The organism is Sphingomonas sp. PEI4, from assembly GCF_056679955.1.
On sequence record NZ_JBWXPI010000003.1, the window covers coordinates 96,066 to 113,994 of the forward strand.

Genomic DNA, 17,929 nt, shown 5'->3' on the forward strand with positions numbered 1-17,929 from the left:
AATTGCCCTCCTGCAGGCGGTCGAGGCGGAGGCTCAGGCAGAGATCGTACGGCTCGGCGCCGTCAACGACCATGCCGAGGCAGAACTGGCCCGGCTGCACGACATCATCGCCGCGCTGCGCCGGCACCGCTTCGGCGCACGCTCCGAGAGCTTCCGCATGGTGGCGACGATCGCAAGCTTGAAAGGTTTACCGGCTTCGCGCAGCCGATTGGTGGTCGCGGCGAGATGCCCTTTGCCTGAGCGCGCGATGGTGAGTGCTGCCAGGTAGAGGGAGCGTCTGACGCTTGGCCTGCCGCCCGAGCAGCGTCCAGGTCGACTGGTCTTGCCGCTTTGCCGATCGAACGGCGCCAGACCGGCAAGGGCTGCAACCTGTCGGCTGGAGAGGTGTCCGAGTTCGGGCATGCGCGCCAGAAGGCATGCGGCTACGATTGGCCCGACGCCGGGTGCGGTGCGTAGCAATGCCTCCCGTGCTGCCAGATCGGGTGAGGCAGCGATGACGGAGGCAATGGCTTTTTCGATCCGCAGGGCCAAGGCCTTTAGCCGTGCGACCTGGGCGACGATGAGGCGACGCATGGCGGTATCAGCGATGCTCTCGAGCTGGTTGCCCAGTTGGACCGCCTGGGCGACAGCGAGGTCGCGCAGACGAACATGCTCGGCAAGCCTGATGGCTTCCGGGTCGTAGACATGGGGCGTGAGTTCGGCGTGCAGCGCGGCAAGGCAGCGTGCGATCACCGCGGCATCGAGCGGATCGGTCTTGGCCAGCTGTCGCTCGGCACGGGCGAAGCTGCGCACCCGTGCCGGATCTAGTAGATAGGCGGCAAGTGCCAGCCGATCGAGCAGGATAGTAAGCTTGCGCTCGTAACCGCCCGACGCCTCGAAGCCGATCCGCAAACAGGCCGTGCCGGCAAGCCGGGTGAGCTTGCGGCCGAGCATGGCAAGCCCGGTCTTGCTGTTGGCGACGCGCCACAGCATTCCGGTCGGATGAAGGTGAATAACGAGTTCGTCCTTGGCAACATCGATGCCGACAAAGAGGTCGGGCTGTGACATAATCCGGTCTCCCAGGCTTGTCGTGCGGGGTCCGTTAACGGCCCCAAGCAACTGTTCGGGGTTTGGGAAAGACGGATGCGGCCCTGCTCAGGAACGGTCTCTGGCGACCAGCCTGTCGAACGGCCTCACATCCGCCGCCTGAGCGGGGTGGCCACCCCGCTCAGGCACCTCGTGAATACACCATTTTCCACAGACAAGCCCGTCGAAGGGGCCGAGCAGCCTACCCGGCATCTCACCGGCTTCCGCGGCATGCTGCAGAGCCTGCCCGGCGAAGGCCGGGGTCGACGGCTATGCCGCATACCGCAAGCTCGCGCGCGTCGGCGACGTGCAGCTCGCCTTCTGCTGAGCACATGGCCAGAAGGCCTGCCGTGACGATCTCTCCGTCGTTTATCATCGCGCGTCCCAGCTGTTTACCATGCTGACGCTCGGCAGGAGCGATGGCCGCTAGTCCAGAATGCTGCGCGCGCTGTCGCGCGCCGATCTGCTCATCATCGACGACTGGGGACCAGAAACGCTCAGCGCCGATCGCCGCCGAGATCTGCTCGAGATCGTCGAAGATCGCTACGACCGCGGCTCCATCCTCATCACCAGCCAAATTCCCGTCGACCGCTGGTACGAGATCATCGGAAATCCCACACTTGCCGACGCGATCTTGGACCGTGTAGTTCACAACGCTTATCGCATCGATCTCACCGGCGAGAGCCTTCGCAAACGAAGCGCTTCCGCACTCGACGCTTGACCTGAATGCCGTATCGCGAGACCTAACATTACGACCTGTATGACCGTCTCAAATGGCCGACATCAGATCGGAACGCTGGCCGGCTTCGTGTCGGTACGGTGGCCGGCTTCGTGTCGGTACGGTGGCCGGCTTCGTGTCGGAATAGGTGGCCGGCTTCGTCGGAATACGCAGACGGGATCGTCTGCGGCATCTCGGGCTGGTTCACGGTACACGGTGTGCGATACCACGAGGATATACGCTCCGTAGCGGAGATCGCGCCGATGAACTGGCCGGCGTTGGTTGCGCACGCTGACGAAAGTGGATTTTCCGCAGGGCCGGAGCCATGGTCGGCGGAACCCTCCGATTGCATCTTCACCTTGCGATCACGGCGAGCGAGCGATCCCGCAAACTGGCGATCAATGACCCCTTCGAGATGCCCGAACTCTCGCATCTGATCCGCCTGACTAGGCGTGCTCTGAACGACCGCAAGGTCCTGATGCCGGAGACGCTGAGCGACGAAGTGTTGGCGGCATTGCTGGCGGCGCAGGCAGTCGGCCCTGGGGACAAACGGCGCGTCTGACGCAAGCGTGATCTGCTGGCCGGCTCTCATGGCGGCCCGAGGCCCCCCCGAAAACCAGGAACGATATCGAGGCCACCAAATGGACCAGAGGCGACATCAGGATCGGCAAAGGGTAGAAGCACACACCACGCTATGCGTAGCGATTGTGCAACGAGCAAAAAGTTGTTTGTAGACAATGATGTAGCAGAGTAACAGCATGGCTACCGGGCGGATGAAAGCTGGCAGGAGACGTGCTACAGGCCTGCTACGCTGCTACACACGGCCTCGAGGGCTACCACGACACCGGCTTGGCATCCCGGCCAGGCATAACCGTCAACGAGTCATATTCTGGCACCGCGGGACGGCCTGAAACGCGGCATCGCTGGCGTGCCCGGGGCGGCCTGCGACGTCCTGCAGATCGCCCATTGAAACGCTGGCCGAGCCTGTGATAATAAGCAGTCGGATTGCCGCCACGATGCCGGTCATGACCGACGATCCGATCGCCTCTTGCAAGCTTGCCGTGTTGATCGATGCCGACAACGCAACGCCCCAAATCACGGCGGGATTGTTCGAGGAAATTGCGAAGATCGGTGAGGCTAGCGTGCGGCGGATCTCCGGCGATTTCACCGGCACGAGGTTGAGAGGCTGGGCCGAAATCGCACCGCTCTATGCCTGCCTTCCGCATCAGAATTTCGCGAACACGGTCGGTAAGAACGCCTCCGATATCGCGCTCGTCATCGGCGCCATGAACCTCCTGCATTCGGGCCAGTTCGACGGCTTCTGCCTGGTATCGTCGGATGGTGATTTCACCCGGCTGGCAGCGCGTATCCGGGAGCAGGGTATCGATGTTTTCGGCTTTGGCGAAAACAAGGCGCCAGCGAGCTTTCGACAGGCCTGCAAACGCTTCATCTACACCAAGAACCTGACCTCATCCGGTAAGGGCGCACCGGTCGTGCCGACGAGCCAGACCGCAGGCGATTATACAAAAACGACAGGCTTGCCGGCTGCGGCTGCGGCGGCCTTGATCGAGACGGCATTGGGGCAGCTCAACGAGCAGGCCGGCTGGTATTTCCTGGGCGCGGTCGGTCAGCGTCTGATCGCGCTGACGCCGGATTTCGATCCGTGCAATTACGGCTGCGCCAAGCTCATCACGCTGATTGAGAAGATTGGCGCTTTCGACGTCCGCCGGGATGGCCTCAGGGTCTATATCCGCCCCCGCGGCCCCGCTTGATCAGCGGCGCCACCAAGGGGTTTGAGCAGCTTCATGGTAACCCTGAAGGCCTGACTGACGAGCAATGAAATAGCGGCGATCGCGTGAGCGGCGAAGCATGGTCACGAAGCTTGCCGCAGACCCAATCCAGCAGATCGTCGCGAACGGCCAAGAGCCCGAAGGAGGAAGGGCTGCGAACCCGGCAAAAAGTAGCACGACGCAAAGCGCAGCAAGCCGGTATCCGCCATGCCAGTCGCGGCGCCTGACCCACGTCCGGCGGTTGTCGTCCGCCCATTCGGCCAGGATCTTTTCGCTGCGTGGTTTCACGTCACTTCCCCTTTGAAAGCATGAGTATCGTATGACGAATGCGCCGACGTGTATCGGCGTCATCGTCGTCACCTTCATCGTACAGCGAGCGAGCCAATCTCTGGCCGCTACCAGGTTCGGGATCGAACCCGACATCCTCGCACAGGTCGCCGATCATCTTCATCAGCCGGTCGTATCGATCCCATTCGACGGGACCATGATAGCGGGTCGGCGTGGTATCGGTGCCGAAGACGAGCCAGCTGGCATCGACCTCATGATCGCGGCAGAGCTGCCGCACGACGCCAAGCGGCGGTTCGACCATGTCCTTTTCCCAGCTGATCAGCGATCGGGTGGAGAAGCCCAGCGCCTGCGCCAGTGCATCCTGACCCATCCCCGCCATGCGACGGATCGCCTTGATGCGGGCTCCAAGGGTTGAAAGCTCACTCATTCAAAGCTCATTGACATGAAGACTGCTTCACCTAGCCTAAGATGGATAGGTATCAGTGTATCCGGTCATGCTTCCGGAAGCGATGGTCTGGTGCAAAGGGGATGACGGGCATGTCTAGAACGATCCAGGTCAACATACGACTGACGCCCGAGGAGCATGCCCGGCTGCTGGAATGCGCGAACGACGCTGGCCTTGAACGCGGTGTGCTCGCGCGCGACCTCGTCCTGGGAGGTCTCGATCGCAAGACCGGCGGTGAGCCCATGGTTCAACGCCCGCTGCCCGGACCTGGCGATCTCGTCGCGATGGACGCCATGCTCAACAAGGCGATCATGGAGGTCGAACGCTTCGCCAACAAATGGGCCGCCCATGAGGCGGAACTGCTCTCGATGGAGCGCAAGGACCAGCTCGCGATGTATTCCGCACGGGCCGAGTTCCTTACCGGCTTCCCTGAACGCATCTCGCGCAGCCTGGAGCCGATCAAGACGGAGATGGCGGTTATGATGGCCGCGATCACGGACCAGCCACGTCTCGATGCTATCGACAAAAAGCAGGCAGAGCTTGTCGAGGCGGTGCGGGAAAATACCGAAGCGATCGAGGAGGTCCGGAAAGACCCACGCAAGGTAACGGGTCTCGTGCTGGGTGACGACCGCTTCTGGTCATCGGCGTACATCTGCCTGTGGAGCCTGTTTATGGCAGGTGTCGGCGCCTTGTTCATCATCGGGCTTGGTAAATCCGTTCCTGCGTTTGGTATCCCGATGGCGCACAAGATGGCGGCGGGAGATGCCGAGTTCTGCCGGCTGATCCGCTACCGCTTCGAGGTCGATGACTGTCAGGTGCCTGCCGACCATCGCATCAATGTAGCGGCATCGGCATCGGGCAAAGCCTCCCGCACGAAAGCAGGCGCGGCATCGGTCAAGGCGAAGCGCTCATGATCTCGGTCAGCGCTGTCTCATCCGCCGGCAATGCCGCGACCTATTATGCGAAGGACAACTACTACACCATCGATCAGGCCGAAGGCGCGAGCGCCTGGGCGGGGGAGGGGGCAACCGCGCTGGGCCTCGAAGGCGCGGTCGACGCCGCCCGTTTCGAGGCGGTACTCGAAGGCCGCCTTCCCGACGGCAGCGTGATCGATGCGCGGCGCGGGGGACATCGCCCAGGCTGGGACCTGACGATGTCGGTGCCCAAGTCGGTATCGGTCCTGGCGCTGGTCGGTGGCGATGCGCGGCTGATCGCGGCGGTGCGCGAAGCCGCAACGGCGACGCTCGGCTGGATCGAGCGCAACATCGTCGAGGCAAGGGTGTCGACCGCCGAGGGGCAGCGGGCGGTGCGCACTGGCAACGTGCTGGCCGCGACATTCCTCCACGATGTGAACCGAAACGGCGAACCGCAGCTGCATGTCCATAACGTGCTCGCCAATGCCACCCGGATGCCGGACGGCAGTTGGAAGGCGCTGCATTCCGATCAACTGTACCAGCGCCAACACGTCATGGGCGCGGTCTTCGCCTCCACCTTGCGGGCCCGTGTCGAGGCGCTGGGCTATGCGACGATGCCAGCACAGAACCCGGTCGACGGCGCCTTCGACATTACGGGTGTGCCGCGCGAAGTGGTCGAGGCGTTCTCAACACGCTCGGGCGAGATCGACGCCCACCTCGAAGCGCGTGGTCGTGAAGGAACCGCCCGCGAGCGCGAACTGGCGACGCTAGCGACCCGGAACGCCAAGACCCCCGAGGTGGCGTCTGCACTCCGCGCGGAAGGGTGGCGGGCGTTGGCAGCGGAGAGTGGCTTCGAAGCAAGGCTGCTGGTGGGGGAGGCGCTTGCCCGGTCAGGTCGATCGGAGACGATATGGACCCGGACGATGCGCGGCGTCCGCGGGGTCGGGGAGCGCGGGCTCGCCGTCGCGGCCCGCATGGGGCTTTCCCCACGTGACGGGGATCCGCTCGTGCCCGAACGGCTCGGGCGTCTGGATCCGGTCGGCTATGCCGCGGCGCAGGCGGTCGCCTCGGCAGCCCGTGATCTGGGTGAGAGCGAAGCCGCCTTCGACCGGCTAGACCTGATCCGCGCTGCCCTTGAACGCGGCGGGCCGGTTACGGTCGGTGATGTCGAAGCCCGCATAGCGCTCATGGAGAGCAAAGGCCTGCTGCTGGGTGACGGCGACCGCATGGTGACCACCGAGAGCGCGGTGAGGCTCGAATATGCCTATTTGGCCGGCATCGAGGCGGGCAGGGGGCGGGCGGTGCCGATCGTGTCGCCGGACGCTGCCGTCTCCACCGCGCAGGAGGCAGCGCACGAGCTGGGCCTGCGCCCGCTCAATGCCGGCCAGCAGGCTGCGGCTGTGCTGATTCTGTCGTCGTCCGACCGGATGGTGAACATCCAGGGCGGCCCCGGTCGCGGCAAGTCGGCAGCGCTGGCGCCGGTCACCGCGATCGCGAAGGCGCAAGGGCATCATGTCATCGGGCTCGCGATCGCCAGTCGCACCGCGACCGCGCTTGGGCGTGACACCGGCGCGGAGACGAGCACGATCGCGCGGTTCCTGGCGCGTCATGCCCGGGTGATCGACGGCACCGCGAGCGCTGCCCAGCTTGCCCGCGTCACCGGCGAACTGAAGGGGGCGGTCATCATGGTCGAGGAGGCCAGTCAGGTCGGCACCTGGGATATGGAGCGGATCGTCCGTCTCGCTGACATGACCGGTGCCGCCCGTCTGGTCCAGATTGGTGACAGCCGCCAGCTGGGCGCGATCGCGGCCGGCAGGCCGTTCGAGGACAGCCAGCGCGCCGGACATGCGACCGCGCACATAACCGACAATTTGAGATCTCGCTCGGACCAGATGAAAGGAATTGTTGCCGCGCTTGATGGCAAGGATTTGTCCACGGTCTTCGAGCTGTTGAAGCCCGATACGACCGAAGTGGCGGCAGTCGATGTCGCTAGGGCTGCCGCTGCCCGGTGGGCGGCGCTGCCGAAGGAGACGCGCGACAACACGTTGCTCCTTACCGCGGGCCGGGCGATGCGCAGCGAGGCCAATCAGGCGGTACAGGCCGAATTGAAGGCGACCGGCGAGATGTCGAACGTCGGCACCCGCATCGAGGTGCTCGACCGGGTCAATGCCACCCGCGAGGGTGCCCGGCTTCTGAAGGGTTATCAGCCCGGCCGGGTGGTCGAGATCCGTACCGACTTACCCTCGCAAGGCTTCGTCCGCGGCGATCGGGGTATCGTGAAGGCGATCGAGGGCGGCCGGGTACGTCTTGAGATGCGGGGCGGCGGAGAAAAGCACCTGCAGCCCGACCGGCTGGCGAAGAACCTCAAATACGATGCCGTCACGATCTATCAGCCTAAACAGATCGAACTCCATGCCGGTGACCGCATCCGCTGGACCGACAACGATCATGATCGCAAGATCAGCAATGCCGACATGGCCCGTGTCGAGGAAGTGGGCACGGGCAGGCTTGTCGTCTCATCGCTCATCGACGGCACCGTGCATGAGTTGCAAGCCGGTGATCGCATGGCCGAGCGGTTCGATCTGGCGTACGCGATCAACGTCCATATCGCGCAAGGGGTCACCACTGACCATGGCATGCTGGCATTGCGCTCGAGCGAGCGTCGGCTGCTGAGCGAGCGCTCGTTTCTCGTCGGGCTTACCCGCATTGCGGACAAGGTAGCGCTGATCGTCGATGACGGTCGCGCGATCGAGCGCGGTGTCGCGCGCAATGCCGGTGACAAGACCTCGGCGCTGGAGACGATTGGAAGGGCGGGACCGGGTCTGACGATCCGGATGCCGGCGACATCGCCGGTGATGGATACTGCGGTCGAGCGCTATGCGCACCTGTTCCTCGTTGCCGAGCAGCGGGCGATCGACGGCCGACCCGCGTCGACGGCACAGGAACGTGAGCTCGGCGCAGCTGCCGCAGCGCTCGACCGGGTGCGGGTGAACGGCGCGGAGGATCTGCGTATCGTGCTCGACCGTGAGCTTGCGTCGCCAGGCACCGTATGGACCGACCTCGGTCGGTTGACCCAGGCATGGCTGCGGGAAGGGGAGATGCGCACCGATCGCGGCGCTTATGCCGAGCGGTTCGTCGTCGACTGGAAAGCGGTGTCGGCCGACAGTATGGCGGCGACGACCAACCGTAGCGAGGTAATCGTCGAGCGACGGCAGGAACGGCTTGAGGGTCGCATGTTGGGCGAGCCGGCGCTGGAACGTGCGCTTGACCGCGTCCTGCCGGAACGTCAGCTTCGGATAGACGGGCCAGGACCCGGGGGGCTGGGGCGTGACCGGGATTTCGGCATGGAGATGTAGCGGGGTGGAGCCGGCGATCATGTTCTTCACAAGAGATGATTTCGCCGGTGTCGCCAGCACCCGCGTCCATTGGCCCGCCAAGCACTTCGAGGTCATCCTCGACCGGATGTTCGGCGATCGGGTCCGGGCTGACGGTGCTTTCGGTGTCGACCTCTGGTGCGCGCTGGCCGGTGTCGAATGGCGCAATAGGCAAGGTGAGACGGTAACCACGCCTCTTCCGCCCACACATAATTCCTTATACATTCAGGTAGCTAGTGGTCGCCTTCGTCAACCTGCTCCAGCAGCTTCTCAAGCGTGTTCTTAGTGCTGTCAAAACTCATGCGACGATCCTCCCCTATTGCCTGCTATGTCGTCGGTTCGGCTGCCGTTGGGCGGCGCGACGCCGATCAGGCGGCACAGGCCGTTGATGAAGCTTTGCGTGTTAGCAAGCTCGGGCCCGCCGGTATCGTGCGCCACTGCGCGATACCGCTTCGATTTCGGTGTCGTTCCCATGTCAGCACCTAGGGTTAGGAACGATAGCGAGGGCAGCACTGATCCCAAAACTTTCCCAATACGGGAAATTTGCTTGTTTCCCGTACTGGGAAATGATAATCAATCGATATGAGAATTATCGCCAGGAACAAGCTGATCGCTTTCTGGACGAAGCACCCCACGACGGAAGCCTCTTTAAGGCACTGGCATGAGGTTGCCGGGGCGGCTGTTTGGCATAGTCCTCTGGATGTCGTTGCCGACTTTTCGAAAGCGAAGTCGCTCAACGGCGAGCGGGTCCGGTTCGAGGTGGCTGGCGGCGATTATCGTATGGTGGTGGCGTTTGATTGGAAACGGTCGATTGCTTTCATCAAGTTCGTTGGGACGCATGCCGAGTACGATAAGATCGATGCCCTGACGGTGAGCCTGTTTTGATGATGCCTATTGGAGCTGGTGCGATGCACATTCGTCCTATCCGTACTGACGAAGACCATGAAGCAGCGCTGCGAGAGATCGAGACGCTGTGGGGAGCAGAGGAGGGCACCGATGCCGGCGATCGGCTCGATGTGCTCGCCACGTTGGTTGAAACATATGAAAGCCGTCGCTGGCCTATCGAGCCGCTTGATCCGGTGCGCGCGATCGAAGCAGCAATGGAGATGAACGGTCACACGCGTGCAGAACTGGCAGCGCTGATTGGCCAGTCACGGGCAACCGAGATACTGGCGCGTAACCGTGCCCTCACCCTTCCCATGATCCGCAAGATCGCCGGGGCATGGCACGTGCCGGAGAAGGTGTTGGTTCAGGAGTATGCGCTGGCCAAGGCGTGATTTGGGTACGGGGGTAAATTTGGCTCTATGGAATCTGAGCGTACAACGAACGGCTGTCGTCGAGCATGCTGATCGGGGTGGGCGTAATCCAGTCGGCACCATGCATTGGGTATGGTCCGTGGAACAAGTCACCGAGCGCGCGCCGGTAATGCGCGTTCCTCCAGCGTCGACGACGATGTTCGGGGCCGTCGTAAATCATGTGGCAGCGCTGGCAGAGTGCGGCCAGCTGGTGAAGCGCGCTGTCGCTGGGATCATGGTTGAGGTGAGCACAGGCCAGTACCACCGGTGTCCACCTGCCTTGGATCAGGATATTCTCCATCGGTCTTCGCACGCGCCGTCCCCTGCCATCGCGCCAGCATAGACGATTCCTGTCCCACCACCGTCCATCCCCCAAATGGAAAACCCTTTGTCCATGGGGACGCGCGCAATGCTCGCATCGTCCCTTCGCTCTGACAAAGCGCACGAGCTGCGACAGCTGCGGCCAATCGATTGGATACAAGAACACATGTTCGGCACGGATCGGCATCAGGCGTCCATTCTCGACGCCGCGGCTGCCAGCGCACGATAGAGCGTCGCATGATGGCATTTAAGCAGCTTGGCAGCTTCACGCACGGACGTACCCTCGCTTACCAGCCGCTCGCCTAGCGCGATTTGATCGGGGGTGAGCTTGGGCGGGCGCCCGAAGCGTACTCCCCTCGCTTTGGCCGCTACCCGCCCGGTGCTAGTGCGTTGGTGGATCAGCTCGCGCTCGAATTCGGCGATACCGGCGAACACGGTCAGTACCATGCGCCCCGCTGGCGAAGTCGTATCAGCCCAAGGCTCAGCTAGGGAGCGCAGGCCGGCGCCGATCTCCTTAAGCTTCTCGGCAATGTCGAGCAAATCGCGCGTGGAGCGTGCCAACCGGTCGAGCCGCGTTACCACTACCGTGTCTTCGTCGCGCAGCTGCTCGATCATCTTTGCCAGCTCGGGTCGGTCACGCTTCGCGCCCGAGATCTTCTCCTCGAACGTCCGTTTGCATCCAACCTCCTTCAACGCGGCGCGTTGCAGCCGGAGATCCTGGTCGTCGGTGGACACACGGGCGTAGCCGATCAGCATGTCGCAAAACTGTATCAGAAAACCAGCATTATGCAACCGACTTTTGCGACGCAAGCACACGAGAGAAACTGAGATTCGAAGACGCTGTCGAGAAACTCAGCACTTACGCGACAAGCCTATGTCCGCTTTCGCCCAAAGTCGGTCATTCGAGGCTTGTCCCGCCGATCCCCAAAGCCGCCGTTCGTGATGCGAAAATCAAAAGTTTTGCATCAGGACTGAGACGCAAAGCGGCCGTTCAGTCAGTGCGATCGGAGAGGGGGCTGTCCCAGTAGAGGTTCGTTTGCAAGGCGGCAGGAGTAACTACTCCCATGAGTCCGTCTCAGCCCGCCTTCCAGCACGGCACCGTTGCTTGCAATATGCCCCGCGCCCAAGTGGCAACTTCACCATCGTTGCTCGACAACGACAGCGTAGCTGGCGCGCCGCTGGGTTGAGTTACCCAGCTATAGCCACGCACTGCATAGTCAGTTCCGTGGCTCATCAGTACGCGGAGTGGTGCCCGCGATTGTGGAGTCTGCCTAATAGGACCGATGCCAAAACGGATCGGTAACCGCTCAAGCCGCTCAAGCCAGTCGAGAATTGCCGGACAGCTACTCGAATATGCCCAGCGCTCGACCGGCGCTACGGCGAGATCTGGTTCGACGGATATTCGGCGTAGCGCCCAGTGTAGCTTGCTATCCCGAAACACGGTCACGACAGTCCATCCCGTGCAAAACGGCTGTGTGGCAGTGATAATTACAGTTCCAAAGTATTGGCTCGACAAGTCAGTCTGGGGTGGCGGCTTTGCCGTTGCGCTGTCCAACCCAGCTTGCAACGTTGTACAGCGGTCCTCCGCGACCGCCTGCTGCTGCGGCGGCGGAGAGGGCAGCGCGAGCAATAGAGCCAGTAATAGCGGCATGACGTCCCTCCGACATACGATGCTACCCGCCAGCCCTATAGTCGCCTAGGGGAAATACTGGCCCGCTATTCCCAAGCTCGATCCTTTGGGGAAAGCCGTTGTGTCACCCAACGTCGGCGTACGCCATCTGCCTTTCCAATAGCGGTTGGTCCGCACCCCCATCACTTTCGCCGTTCGTGATGAAAGATTGAAACATTTTGCATCAGCGGAGGGCAAAATAGCTGGTTAGCTAATGCCCGAAGCAGCCACTTGCGGCAGACAAAGCAGTGCTTGCCAGAAGCCCGCAGATGAGCTTGATATCTCGAATGGAGGCAGTCTTATTTATCACCGCCTACGTTCTGATGCTCACAATCCCAGCGTCGGTCATCACAGCGATAGTAGTGATCTCGCTCCGGGCTTCTCGGCTGGTCCGTACTAATCGTGTACTCTGGATCGTCATAGCAGGCTCTGTCGTGCCTGGAGCTATGGTGCTTTATGGTCTGGTGCTCTCGTGGCCGTGGCCTTGGCGACAACCTGACGCTTTGCAGGATATGATACCGCCAGGGCCTGGCCTGTTGCTAAGCGCCTTCCCAGCATGGCTGTTATCTTTGACGGTGAGCTGGGTCGTTCTTCGCCGCGGCGGAGGCAATGGCAGCTAACTGCCAAAACCCTCGACTATGATGCGAAAATCACAAGTTTTGCATCATGCCGCGAACGGCTAAAACGTGACCGGACTTTGATGCGCAAATCTAATGCGTCGGAGACCGTGTTGCGATGGCAGAAAGCGCCCACTTGCGGCCGTACGTTGAGTTGTAATGCAATCCTAAACCGACTGCTTCGCTCTCAACGCTGCTCGGCGAGAAGCTCCATTTCTGGTGAAGTGCGTCCACCCATTCCGCTTATGCCGCGAGGCTGCCAAACAATGGATACGGAACGTCGCATCATTTTGTGATTGATCTCTGAAAAGCCTCCCAACACGCTGATCAGGGCATCTTGGCCATTGCAGCCAATGCCAACTCTATCGAGATATCCCAGGCTTCTGACCGCAGCATCTATGGAAACGCGTTCCGATGGTGTAAGTATATGGGATATTCCCTCAATACTCTTTACAGAGACAACTCCACGAGCAAGAGCGAACTCTGCGGTAATGCGACCGCCCGCACGACATAGCACGGATGCGCGGTAAGATTTCTCAATAGGCTGTAGTGCCGCCCAGTCTTCGAACGCGACGGGTGGCGGTGGTGGAGCGGTCATTGCAACCTGCCCCAGCGCAAAGATCATAAATAAGCTCATGATGTTCCTTGTAGCTCAATGCACCACAAGTAACACCGAACGGCAGCTTCGGCTAATGGTCAGCCGAAAGCCGTCAGTCCCCGGCCATTCAGCCTTCCCTTCGGTATAGCCTCGATATCGTCGCCTGATCGACGCCAAGCAGGGCGGCGACAGTGCGCTGCGTATCGCCAGCGGCGAGCCGTTGTAGCGCTTCGGCCTGCTGATGCGGAGTAAGGGCAGCACGTCGGCCGAACTTTACGCCACGGGCCTTGGCCTGGACCCTACCGGCAGCGGTGCGTTCGGTGATACGATGGCGCTCGTAGCTCGCCGCCACGCCTAACACGGCAATGATGACCTCTGCGAACTGGGAGGTGGTGTCCACCATCGGCTCTGCGATCGAGCGAAAGCCGGCACCAGCTTCTTTTACCGCATGCAGGATGTTCAACAGATCACGGGTATTGCGGGCAAGGCGATCGGTGGACGTTACCATCAGCACGTCGCCGGTATCGAGCGCGCCGATAGCGCGCTTGAGTTGCGGACGCTCGGCCGTCCCGCCGCTGACCTTCTCCTGATAGATCTTCGTGCAGCCGGCCGCACCTAGTTGGGCGAGCTGCTGCGCTAGGTCCTGACCGGTGGATGAGACGCGTGCGTAGCCGTAAATCATGTGCTGTTTTTGCATCGGATTTATGCATCGCGGAAGTGCCCGGTTTTGTGAGGTTTTTCGTTTGATGCAAAACTTGTGACTTCTGCATCGCGTCGCGGTTGAGGGGTAAATCGTTACGTAGGGTATTCGTCACCAGTCTAGGTGCATACTCAGCGGATCGGCAACGGGGAGACGCGGTGATGATGGCAACGATAATCACGTTCGGAATGGCCCTGATCGCATCCTTGCAGGTACAGGATACGTCAAAGCCGAATTCATCGTTTCAACAGGCAGGGCCTGCCGTACCCGAGAGCAAAACGCCTGTTTTTCCATATCCTGTGTACGTGGTGCCCGTTCAACAGAGGGACAATCGCACGCCTAAGCAGCGTTGCTGGGATAATGAGTCCGCTAGGATCGGGGAAACCCTCAGCGACCTCGATCGGCGTGCGATCGATCTGAAATGCAGCCAGCGCTAGCGATTAAAACTTTATGCAAAACTTTTGATTTTTGCATCAAGAATGGCCTGTTTGAAAAAAACGGACCAACTGTCTTCATTAGATCGATGGAATTGACTTTGAAAAATAAGCTAGCGGCCTCGCTGCCTTTCCTACGTTTGCCTCATTGGGAAACAATAAAGTTATACGTCAGCACGTTCGACGCGTTGCCACCGCCGTAGCCCATCGGGACTGCTGCAACTTTCAAGGCTTTCCTGCCGGGGTGAATGAACTGGATCCGCATATTTGTAGCATCGCGGAGCCGTTTCGCCGGGTCATCCTCCACGCGAGGAGGTTGCGTAATTTTGTAGATTGGGTCTGGCCGGGGCGTCCAATATGTTCCGGTTCCCAAATAAGCAGGTAATACGAATGCTACCGTATCACCGACCTTAACATCGATTTCCCTGCCCGCGTCGTTATAGCGGAGGGTGTGCGTGACATCGGATTTTGCAACGGCGGACGTCGACAAAGCTATAGCGATTCCGATCAGGAATTTGTTGGCGTAAAACATTTGTTTCTCCAGGTGTCATACCGGCATTGATCATGCTGCGCGGAGTCGCAAGATGGCGCAATGATAGAATGCGTGCATTTCAATCGCATCGGGCGCTTCCCGCCGTTCCTTCGCCGATGCGAAACCCGTGATTTTTGCATCATGCCAGTGGCAGTGCACTTGCCGCAGCTGGCGTTAGGTAGCCTTCAGCGACGAGGAACGAACGCAACGCCGCCGGATAGCCAGCTGGCTCGTGCCGGTAATGGGCAAGCATTACCCGCCACGCCGATACGGCCTGCCCCAGCCGGGCGGCGTCGGCAACAAAGGCCGCGCAATGACCGTTGCGGTCATGGACTGCTGACACGCAGACGCGGCGATGCGCTGGAAGGTCATGCGCAAACAATGGCCGCACGGCAGGGTCAGATGAGATGTCGATGCTGTGCCCATCGCGCACGGCGAGCACGAGCGGTGTTCCACGCGTGCAGGCGTTGCACTCGCCCGAGAAGTTGAACCCGCGCGCCTCCAACACGAAGCCGGGCCGACCGTGTTTCACTAGTTCACGAGGGAGCAGGCTTACCTTGCCCGTTAACTCGCGGCTGCCGTGATGCTCCAGCGGCACAGCTCGGAAGCCGCCAGCTTCCTGTTCGATCACCGTCACTGCGGTTAAGCCGGCCGAGCCACCCCATTGATTATCGACCACCACTGCCGACCTCCCCGTACCAGGTGCAAGATGGATGACGGCAACACGCACGAACGAAGCTTGGCGATCGCTGATCATCTGAAACGGCGCGATGCCGGGCTGGGTAACAGTTACGGTCGCTTGATTGCTGAGACCTTCGAAGCTGCACCCCTCGTTTTGTGCGGGCAGCTTACACGGAGTGGACGCAACCTCGACCTTGAGACCACCCGCGACGAGGGAGAGAGACGTTTTGGGGTGTATACCCCATGTCTGGAACACCCCCAGCGGCTCTGTTGCCGCAGGCGGCGGGGCTGCGCCCAGAAGTAGCGCGGACAGAAAACAGGCGGCCAGGCGCATGAAGATGTCCCTTGACGGTGGGTCATTCTAACAAACTCAGGATCGAGCGGGCGTGCAACTGCATTATCAGCCAATTATGCGGTGCACGTGAGAACCTGAGCGGGTATCAGCTGACCAACGGCATTGGCTGCCCCGCTGATGCAAAAATTTTGATTTTGCACCACGAATAGTCGGGATGGAGAAGAAAGCGGACATTGCTGGGTGAAAGTAAAATAGGCTTGGGGTACCATGCTGACATGCACCTACTCATCTCGAAAGGGCGATGCTTTGCACCTCGCCGGTTCCTTAGTTGCGCTCCTGCGCTCGCCTGAATGCTGATCGGGCTCGCTCTCACGTTTGCCGCCCAGGTGTCTTCATCTCTTCCAGTGCTGGTGAACGAGTTTCCCGCGACCAAGACGGACCAGGCGCTCACAAATTCAATCTCATGCAAGCCGAACGGCAACTTTTCGGTCAATCTGCGATGGCGCTTCCGACAGGGTGTGGTGAATGCCCTGGTCAAGCGCAACGGCGTAGCATTGCCGCAGAAGGAGAGCAGCAAGCTTGTCGCGGCTCTAACCAGGGCGACCGACCTGCTCTATGTTCAGATGGGTTGTTCCGGCTCACTCGATGCGCAGATTAACGTCGTATACGTGGGACGAGAGAGTGGTCATCCTTCGCCGATGATGTTGCCGGTAACCATCCGGGCAAACACCATCGAACTGCTCCCAACCGTTCAGGTGCCGTTGCTTTCATAACGGAGCATATGCGCACTGTTGGGCGTTCCCGTCGTTGCAAAAGTGACCGCTTTTGCGATGCGACACAGGCCGTCATCGGTCTTGAATGTCGCAAAAGCAGCGACATTCGAGACGTTCGAAACTCAGCACTTCCGCGACGAGCGGCAGTTCGCAGCCACAGCCGCTGTTTGGAAGGCAACCGTTGCCGCCTATCGTTCTCACTACGGTGAGGTACTAAAGGGGCACTGCTGCGGCGATTTGGAGGGAGGGCTACCGCCCATGCACACGTTGGATCGCCGCTTTCTTCAGCTGTGGGCAACCGTGACCGCGGGAGCGGGGTGCGCAATTTTCCTCGCGCCGATCCTAGTACTGCTCATTCTATCGATTATCGGCATACCGCTGGCGATGCTGCTCGGCATCCTGCCTGGAGTTTGGGTATATCTTACCCCCACTCTCGCTCTATACGGGCTGCTGCGAGTGTCGCGGAGGAGAGCCCGCCCGCTGTTGCTGCTGGTAGTCGCAGCCATACCGCCGCTTGCGGCCGGCTTCTTTGTTCCCTTGCTTGCCAACAGGGCAACAGAGGAGCGCGTCGGTGCGATCCTGGCGCAGGACCATGGCGAGCCACCAATGCTGCCGCGCGGCCTGTCGATCGTCTACGCTGTCGATCGGGGACTAGGATCTCCGGACAAGTGCTGGGACACCTGCCAGCGGCTGTTGTTCTCGCAGACCGCGGCCAGCTTTGCAGAGGTGTCTTTGAAGCATGTGCCGCTGCTCGCTTCGTTGCCGAAGCCTGTTCGTCGCTTCTCGCTTGGGCCGATAGGTACAGGGTGTGAAAACTCACGCATGCAGGCGACGTATGCGAGCGAGAAGGAGGTCGGGAGGATCCATCCGGCGCCGCTGCTGTGGGACAAACTACCCCAACTAGCACGGCAGGGATTGTGCCTTCATGATGACGCGGTGCGCGATGCGCGGCCTGATGTGCTAGTGATAAATCGGTGGAACTACGATCCCGCCTTTCGCGGCTTCCGCTTTGATGGGTCAGGCTGGCGTCTTTCGCTTCATCCCATCGCCCCCTTCCGGCGACGCGAAGTGTTTCGCCGCCGCACGCCGGAAGGTTGGACACGGCTGATGCGTCGTACGGAGGTCCAGTACGCGCGCCTTACCGCGCCACTTTGGCTTGTACCGGGATTTTCATTCGACACGGCCTCGCCGACGCATTGGCAATGGCGTAATCAGCGCACCGTCGGTAGCCCGATTGAACACTATCAACCGACGAATTGGAACGGGATCATAGCCAATGATCTCGCTGTGCAGGGACTGCGCTGACGAAAGCCGCTGCCTGCCGAAGGGGACCCGGACCGCGGCGATATGGCGCGAGCTAAAATCTGGGCATACGTGCGCGAACAATTGTTTCTTTTGCGATGTGCTTTGAAGCGGACCG

At 61.0% G+C, this 17,929-nt stretch carries 17 protein-coding genes and 1 pseudogene; 9 read left to right on the plus strand and 9 right to left on the minus strand.

From position 1 onward, the window contains the following. Positions 1–33 precede the first annotated feature (33 nt). Positions 34–1,047, minus strand: a complete 1,014-nt coding sequence (locus AC1MLZ_RS21655; RefSeq protein WP_480962021.1) for an IS110 family RNA-guided transposase — start codon at positions 1,045–1,047, stop codon at positions 34–36. A gap of 346 nt (positions 1,048–1,393) precedes the next feature. On the opposite strand from AC1MLZ_RS21655, the pseudogene AC1MLZ_RS21660 reads away from it, so the two are divergent. The 3 genes and pseudogenes from AC1MLZ_RS21660 to AC1MLZ_RS21670 form a co-directional block, all read left to right on the plus strand. Next, positions 1,394–1,786 (plus strand): annotated as a pseudogene (locus tag AC1MLZ_RS21660) (ATP-binding protein); the annotation flags it as partial. A gap of 322 nt (positions 1,787–2,108) precedes the next feature. Continuing rightward, positions 2,109–2,345, plus strand: coding sequence for a hypothetical protein (locus tag AC1MLZ_RS21665; RefSeq protein WP_480962022.1), 237 nt, complete (start codon positions 2,109–2,111; stop codon positions 2,343–2,345). Positions 2,346–2,808: 463 nt separating this feature from the next. Then, complete coding sequence (locus AC1MLZ_RS21670) at positions 2,809–3,555, plus strand: NYN domain-containing protein (RefSeq protein WP_480962128.1); 747 nt, start codon at positions 2,809–2,811, stop codon at positions 3,553–3,555. Positions 3,556–3,862: 307 nt separating this feature from the next. Here AC1MLZ_RS21670 and AC1MLZ_RS21675 read toward each other — a convergent pair whose 3' ends face one another. Further along, the gene (locus AC1MLZ_RS21675) at positions 3,863–4,288 is read right to left on the minus strand and encodes a helix-turn-helix domain-containing protein (RefSeq protein WP_480962023.1); all 426 of its coding nucleotides are present in this window, start codon (positions 4,286–4,288) and stop codon (positions 3,863–3,865) included. Between the two features lie 203 nt (positions 4,289–4,491). On the opposite strand from AC1MLZ_RS21675, the gene AC1MLZ_RS21680 reads away from it, so the two are divergent. Both AC1MLZ_RS21680 and mobF read left to right on the plus strand, forming a co-directional pair. Further along, complete coding sequence (locus tag AC1MLZ_RS21680; protein WP_480962024.1) at positions 4,492–5,220, plus strand: hypothetical protein; 729 nt, start codon at positions 4,492–4,494, stop codon at positions 5,218–5,220. Further along, entirely contained in the window at positions 5,217–8,576 is a 3,360-nt protein-coding gene (gene mobF / locus AC1MLZ_RS21685) for a MobF family relaxase (protein WP_480962025.1), read from the plus strand. The genes AC1MLZ_RS21680 and mobF overlap by 4 nt, the downstream gene beginning before the upstream one ends. A gap of 309 nt (positions 8,577–8,885) precedes the next feature. Here mobF and AC1MLZ_RS21690 read toward each other — a convergent pair whose 3' ends face one another. Further along, complete coding sequence (locus AC1MLZ_RS21690; RefSeq protein ID WP_480962026.1) at positions 8,886–9,068, minus strand: hypothetical protein; 183 nt, start codon at positions 9,066–9,068, stop codon at positions 8,886–8,888. Between the two features lie 108 nt (positions 9,069–9,176). Between AC1MLZ_RS21690 and AC1MLZ_RS21695 the strand changes: the two genes are divergently transcribed. Both AC1MLZ_RS21695 and AC1MLZ_RS21700 read left to right on the plus strand, forming a co-directional pair. Beyond that, complete coding sequence (locus AC1MLZ_RS21695; RefSeq protein ID WP_480962027.1) at positions 9,177–9,479, plus strand: type II toxin-antitoxin system HigB family toxin; 303 nt, start codon at positions 9,177–9,179, stop codon at positions 9,477–9,479. Positions 9,480–9,502: 23 nt separating this feature from the next. After that, positions 9,503–9,871, plus strand: coding sequence for a helix-turn-helix domain-containing protein (locus tag AC1MLZ_RS21700; protein WP_056025163.1), 369 nt, complete (start codon positions 9,503–9,505; stop codon positions 9,869–9,871). Between the two features lie 25 nt (positions 9,872–9,896). Here the strand turns inward: AC1MLZ_RS21700 and AC1MLZ_RS21705 are convergent, their stop codons facing one another. From AC1MLZ_RS21705 to AC1MLZ_RS21730, 6 genes are all read right to left on the minus strand, one after another. Continuing rightward, positions 9,897–10,397, minus strand: coding sequence for a hypothetical protein (locus tag AC1MLZ_RS21705; RefSeq protein WP_480962028.1), 501 nt, complete (start codon positions 10,395–10,397; stop codon positions 9,897–9,899). Continuing rightward, a complete protein-coding gene (locus AC1MLZ_RS21710; RefSeq protein WP_480962029.1) occupies positions 10,397–10,966 on the minus strand; it encodes a recombinase family protein in 570 nt (189 codons plus the stop codon). The genes AC1MLZ_RS21705 and AC1MLZ_RS21710 overlap by 1 nt, the downstream gene beginning before the upstream one ends. Positions 10,967–12,683: 1,717 nt before the next feature. Continuing rightward, entirely contained in the window at positions 12,684–13,133 is a 450-nt protein-coding gene (locus AC1MLZ_RS21715; protein ID WP_480962030.1) for a hypothetical protein, read from the minus strand. A gap of 88 nt (positions 13,134–13,221) precedes the next feature. Continuing rightward, on the minus strand, positions 13,222–13,791 hold the full coding sequence (locus AC1MLZ_RS21720; RefSeq protein ID WP_446740637.1) for a recombinase family protein: 570 nt from the start codon (positions 13,789–13,791) through the stop codon (positions 13,222–13,224). A 582-nt stretch (positions 13,792–14,373) separates the two neighbouring features. Then, positions 14,374–14,760 (minus strand): hypothetical protein, encoded by a 387-nt coding sequence (locus AC1MLZ_RS21725; protein ID WP_480962031.1) that lies wholly within the window; start codon positions 14,758–14,760, stop codon positions 14,374–14,376. A gap of 139 nt (positions 14,761–14,899) precedes the next feature. Next, the gene (locus AC1MLZ_RS21730; protein ID WP_480962032.1) at positions 14,900–15,775 is read right to left on the minus strand and encodes a hypothetical protein; all 876 of its coding nucleotides are present in this window, start codon (positions 15,773–15,775) and stop codon (positions 14,900–14,902) included. A 311-nt stretch (positions 15,776–16,086) separates the two neighbouring features. On the opposite strand from AC1MLZ_RS21730, the gene AC1MLZ_RS21735 reads away from it, so the two are divergent. Further along, a complete protein-coding gene (locus AC1MLZ_RS21735) occupies positions 16,087–16,509 on the plus strand; it encodes a hypothetical protein (protein WP_056409580.1) in 423 nt (140 codons plus the stop codon). Between the two features lie 42 nt (positions 16,510–16,551). Then, on the plus strand, positions 16,552–17,814 hold the full coding sequence (locus AC1MLZ_RS21740) for a hypothetical protein (RefSeq protein WP_480962033.1): 1,263 nt from the start codon (positions 16,552–16,554) through the stop codon (positions 17,812–17,814). Positions 17,815–17,929: the final 115 nt, after the last annotated feature.

Bases quoted from the DNA above. Each gene is read 5' to 3' on its own strand.
- AC1MLZ_RS21655 (WP_480962021.1), bottom strand. From the start codon at position 1,047: ATGTCACAGCCCGACCTCTTTGTCGGCATCGATGTTGCCAAGGACGAA.
- AC1MLZ_RS21665 (WP_480962022.1), top strand. From the start codon at position 2,109: ATGGTCGGCGGAACCCTCCGATTGCATCTTCACCTTGCGATCACGGCG.
- AC1MLZ_RS21670 (WP_480962128.1), top strand. From the start codon at position 2,809: ATGACCGACGATCCGATCGCCTCTTGCAAGCTTGCCGTGTTGATCGAT.
- AC1MLZ_RS21675 (WP_480962023.1), bottom strand. From the start codon at position 4,288: ATGAGTGAGCTTTCAACCCTTGGAGCCCGCATCAAGGCGATCCGTCGC.
- mobF (WP_480962025.1), top strand. From the start codon at position 5,217: ATGATCTCGGTCAGCGCTGTCTCATCCGCCGGCAATGCCGCGACCTAT.
- AC1MLZ_RS21690 (WP_480962026.1), bottom strand. From the start codon at position 9,068: ATGGGAACGACACCGAAATCGAAGCGGTATCGCGCAGTGGCGCACGAT.
- AC1MLZ_RS21695 (WP_480962027.1), top strand. From the start codon at position 9,177: ATGAGAATTATCGCCAGGAACAAGCTGATCGCTTTCTGGACGAAGCAC.
- AC1MLZ_RS21700 (WP_056025163.1), top strand. From the start codon at position 9,503: ATGCACATTCGTCCTATCCGTACTGACGAAGACCATGAAGCAGCGCTG.
- AC1MLZ_RS21705 (WP_480962028.1), bottom strand. From the start codon at position 10,397: ATGCCGATCCGTGCCGAACATGTGTTCTTGTATCCAATCGATTGGCCG.
- AC1MLZ_RS21710 (WP_480962029.1), bottom strand. From the start codon at position 10,966: ATGCTGATCGGCTACGCCCGTGTGTCCACCGACGACCAGGATCTCCGG.
- AC1MLZ_RS21715 (WP_480962030.1), bottom strand. From the start codon at position 13,133: ATGAGCTTATTTATGATCTTTGCGCTGGGGCAGGTTGCAATGACCGCT.
- AC1MLZ_RS21720 (WP_446740637.1), bottom strand. From the start codon at position 13,791: ATGCAAAAACAGCACATGATTTACGGCTACGCACGCGTCTCATCCACC.
- AC1MLZ_RS21725 (WP_480962031.1), bottom strand. From the start codon at position 14,760: ATGTTTTACGCCAACAAATTCCTGATCGGAATCGCTATAGCTTTGTCG.
- AC1MLZ_RS21730 (WP_480962032.1), bottom strand. From the start codon at position 15,775: ATGCGCCTGGCCGCCTGTTTTCTGTCCGCGCTACTTCTGGGCGCAGCC.
- AC1MLZ_RS21735 (WP_056409580.1), top strand. From the start codon at position 16,087: ATGCTGATCGGGCTCGCTCTCACGTTTGCCGCCCAGGTGTCTTCATCT.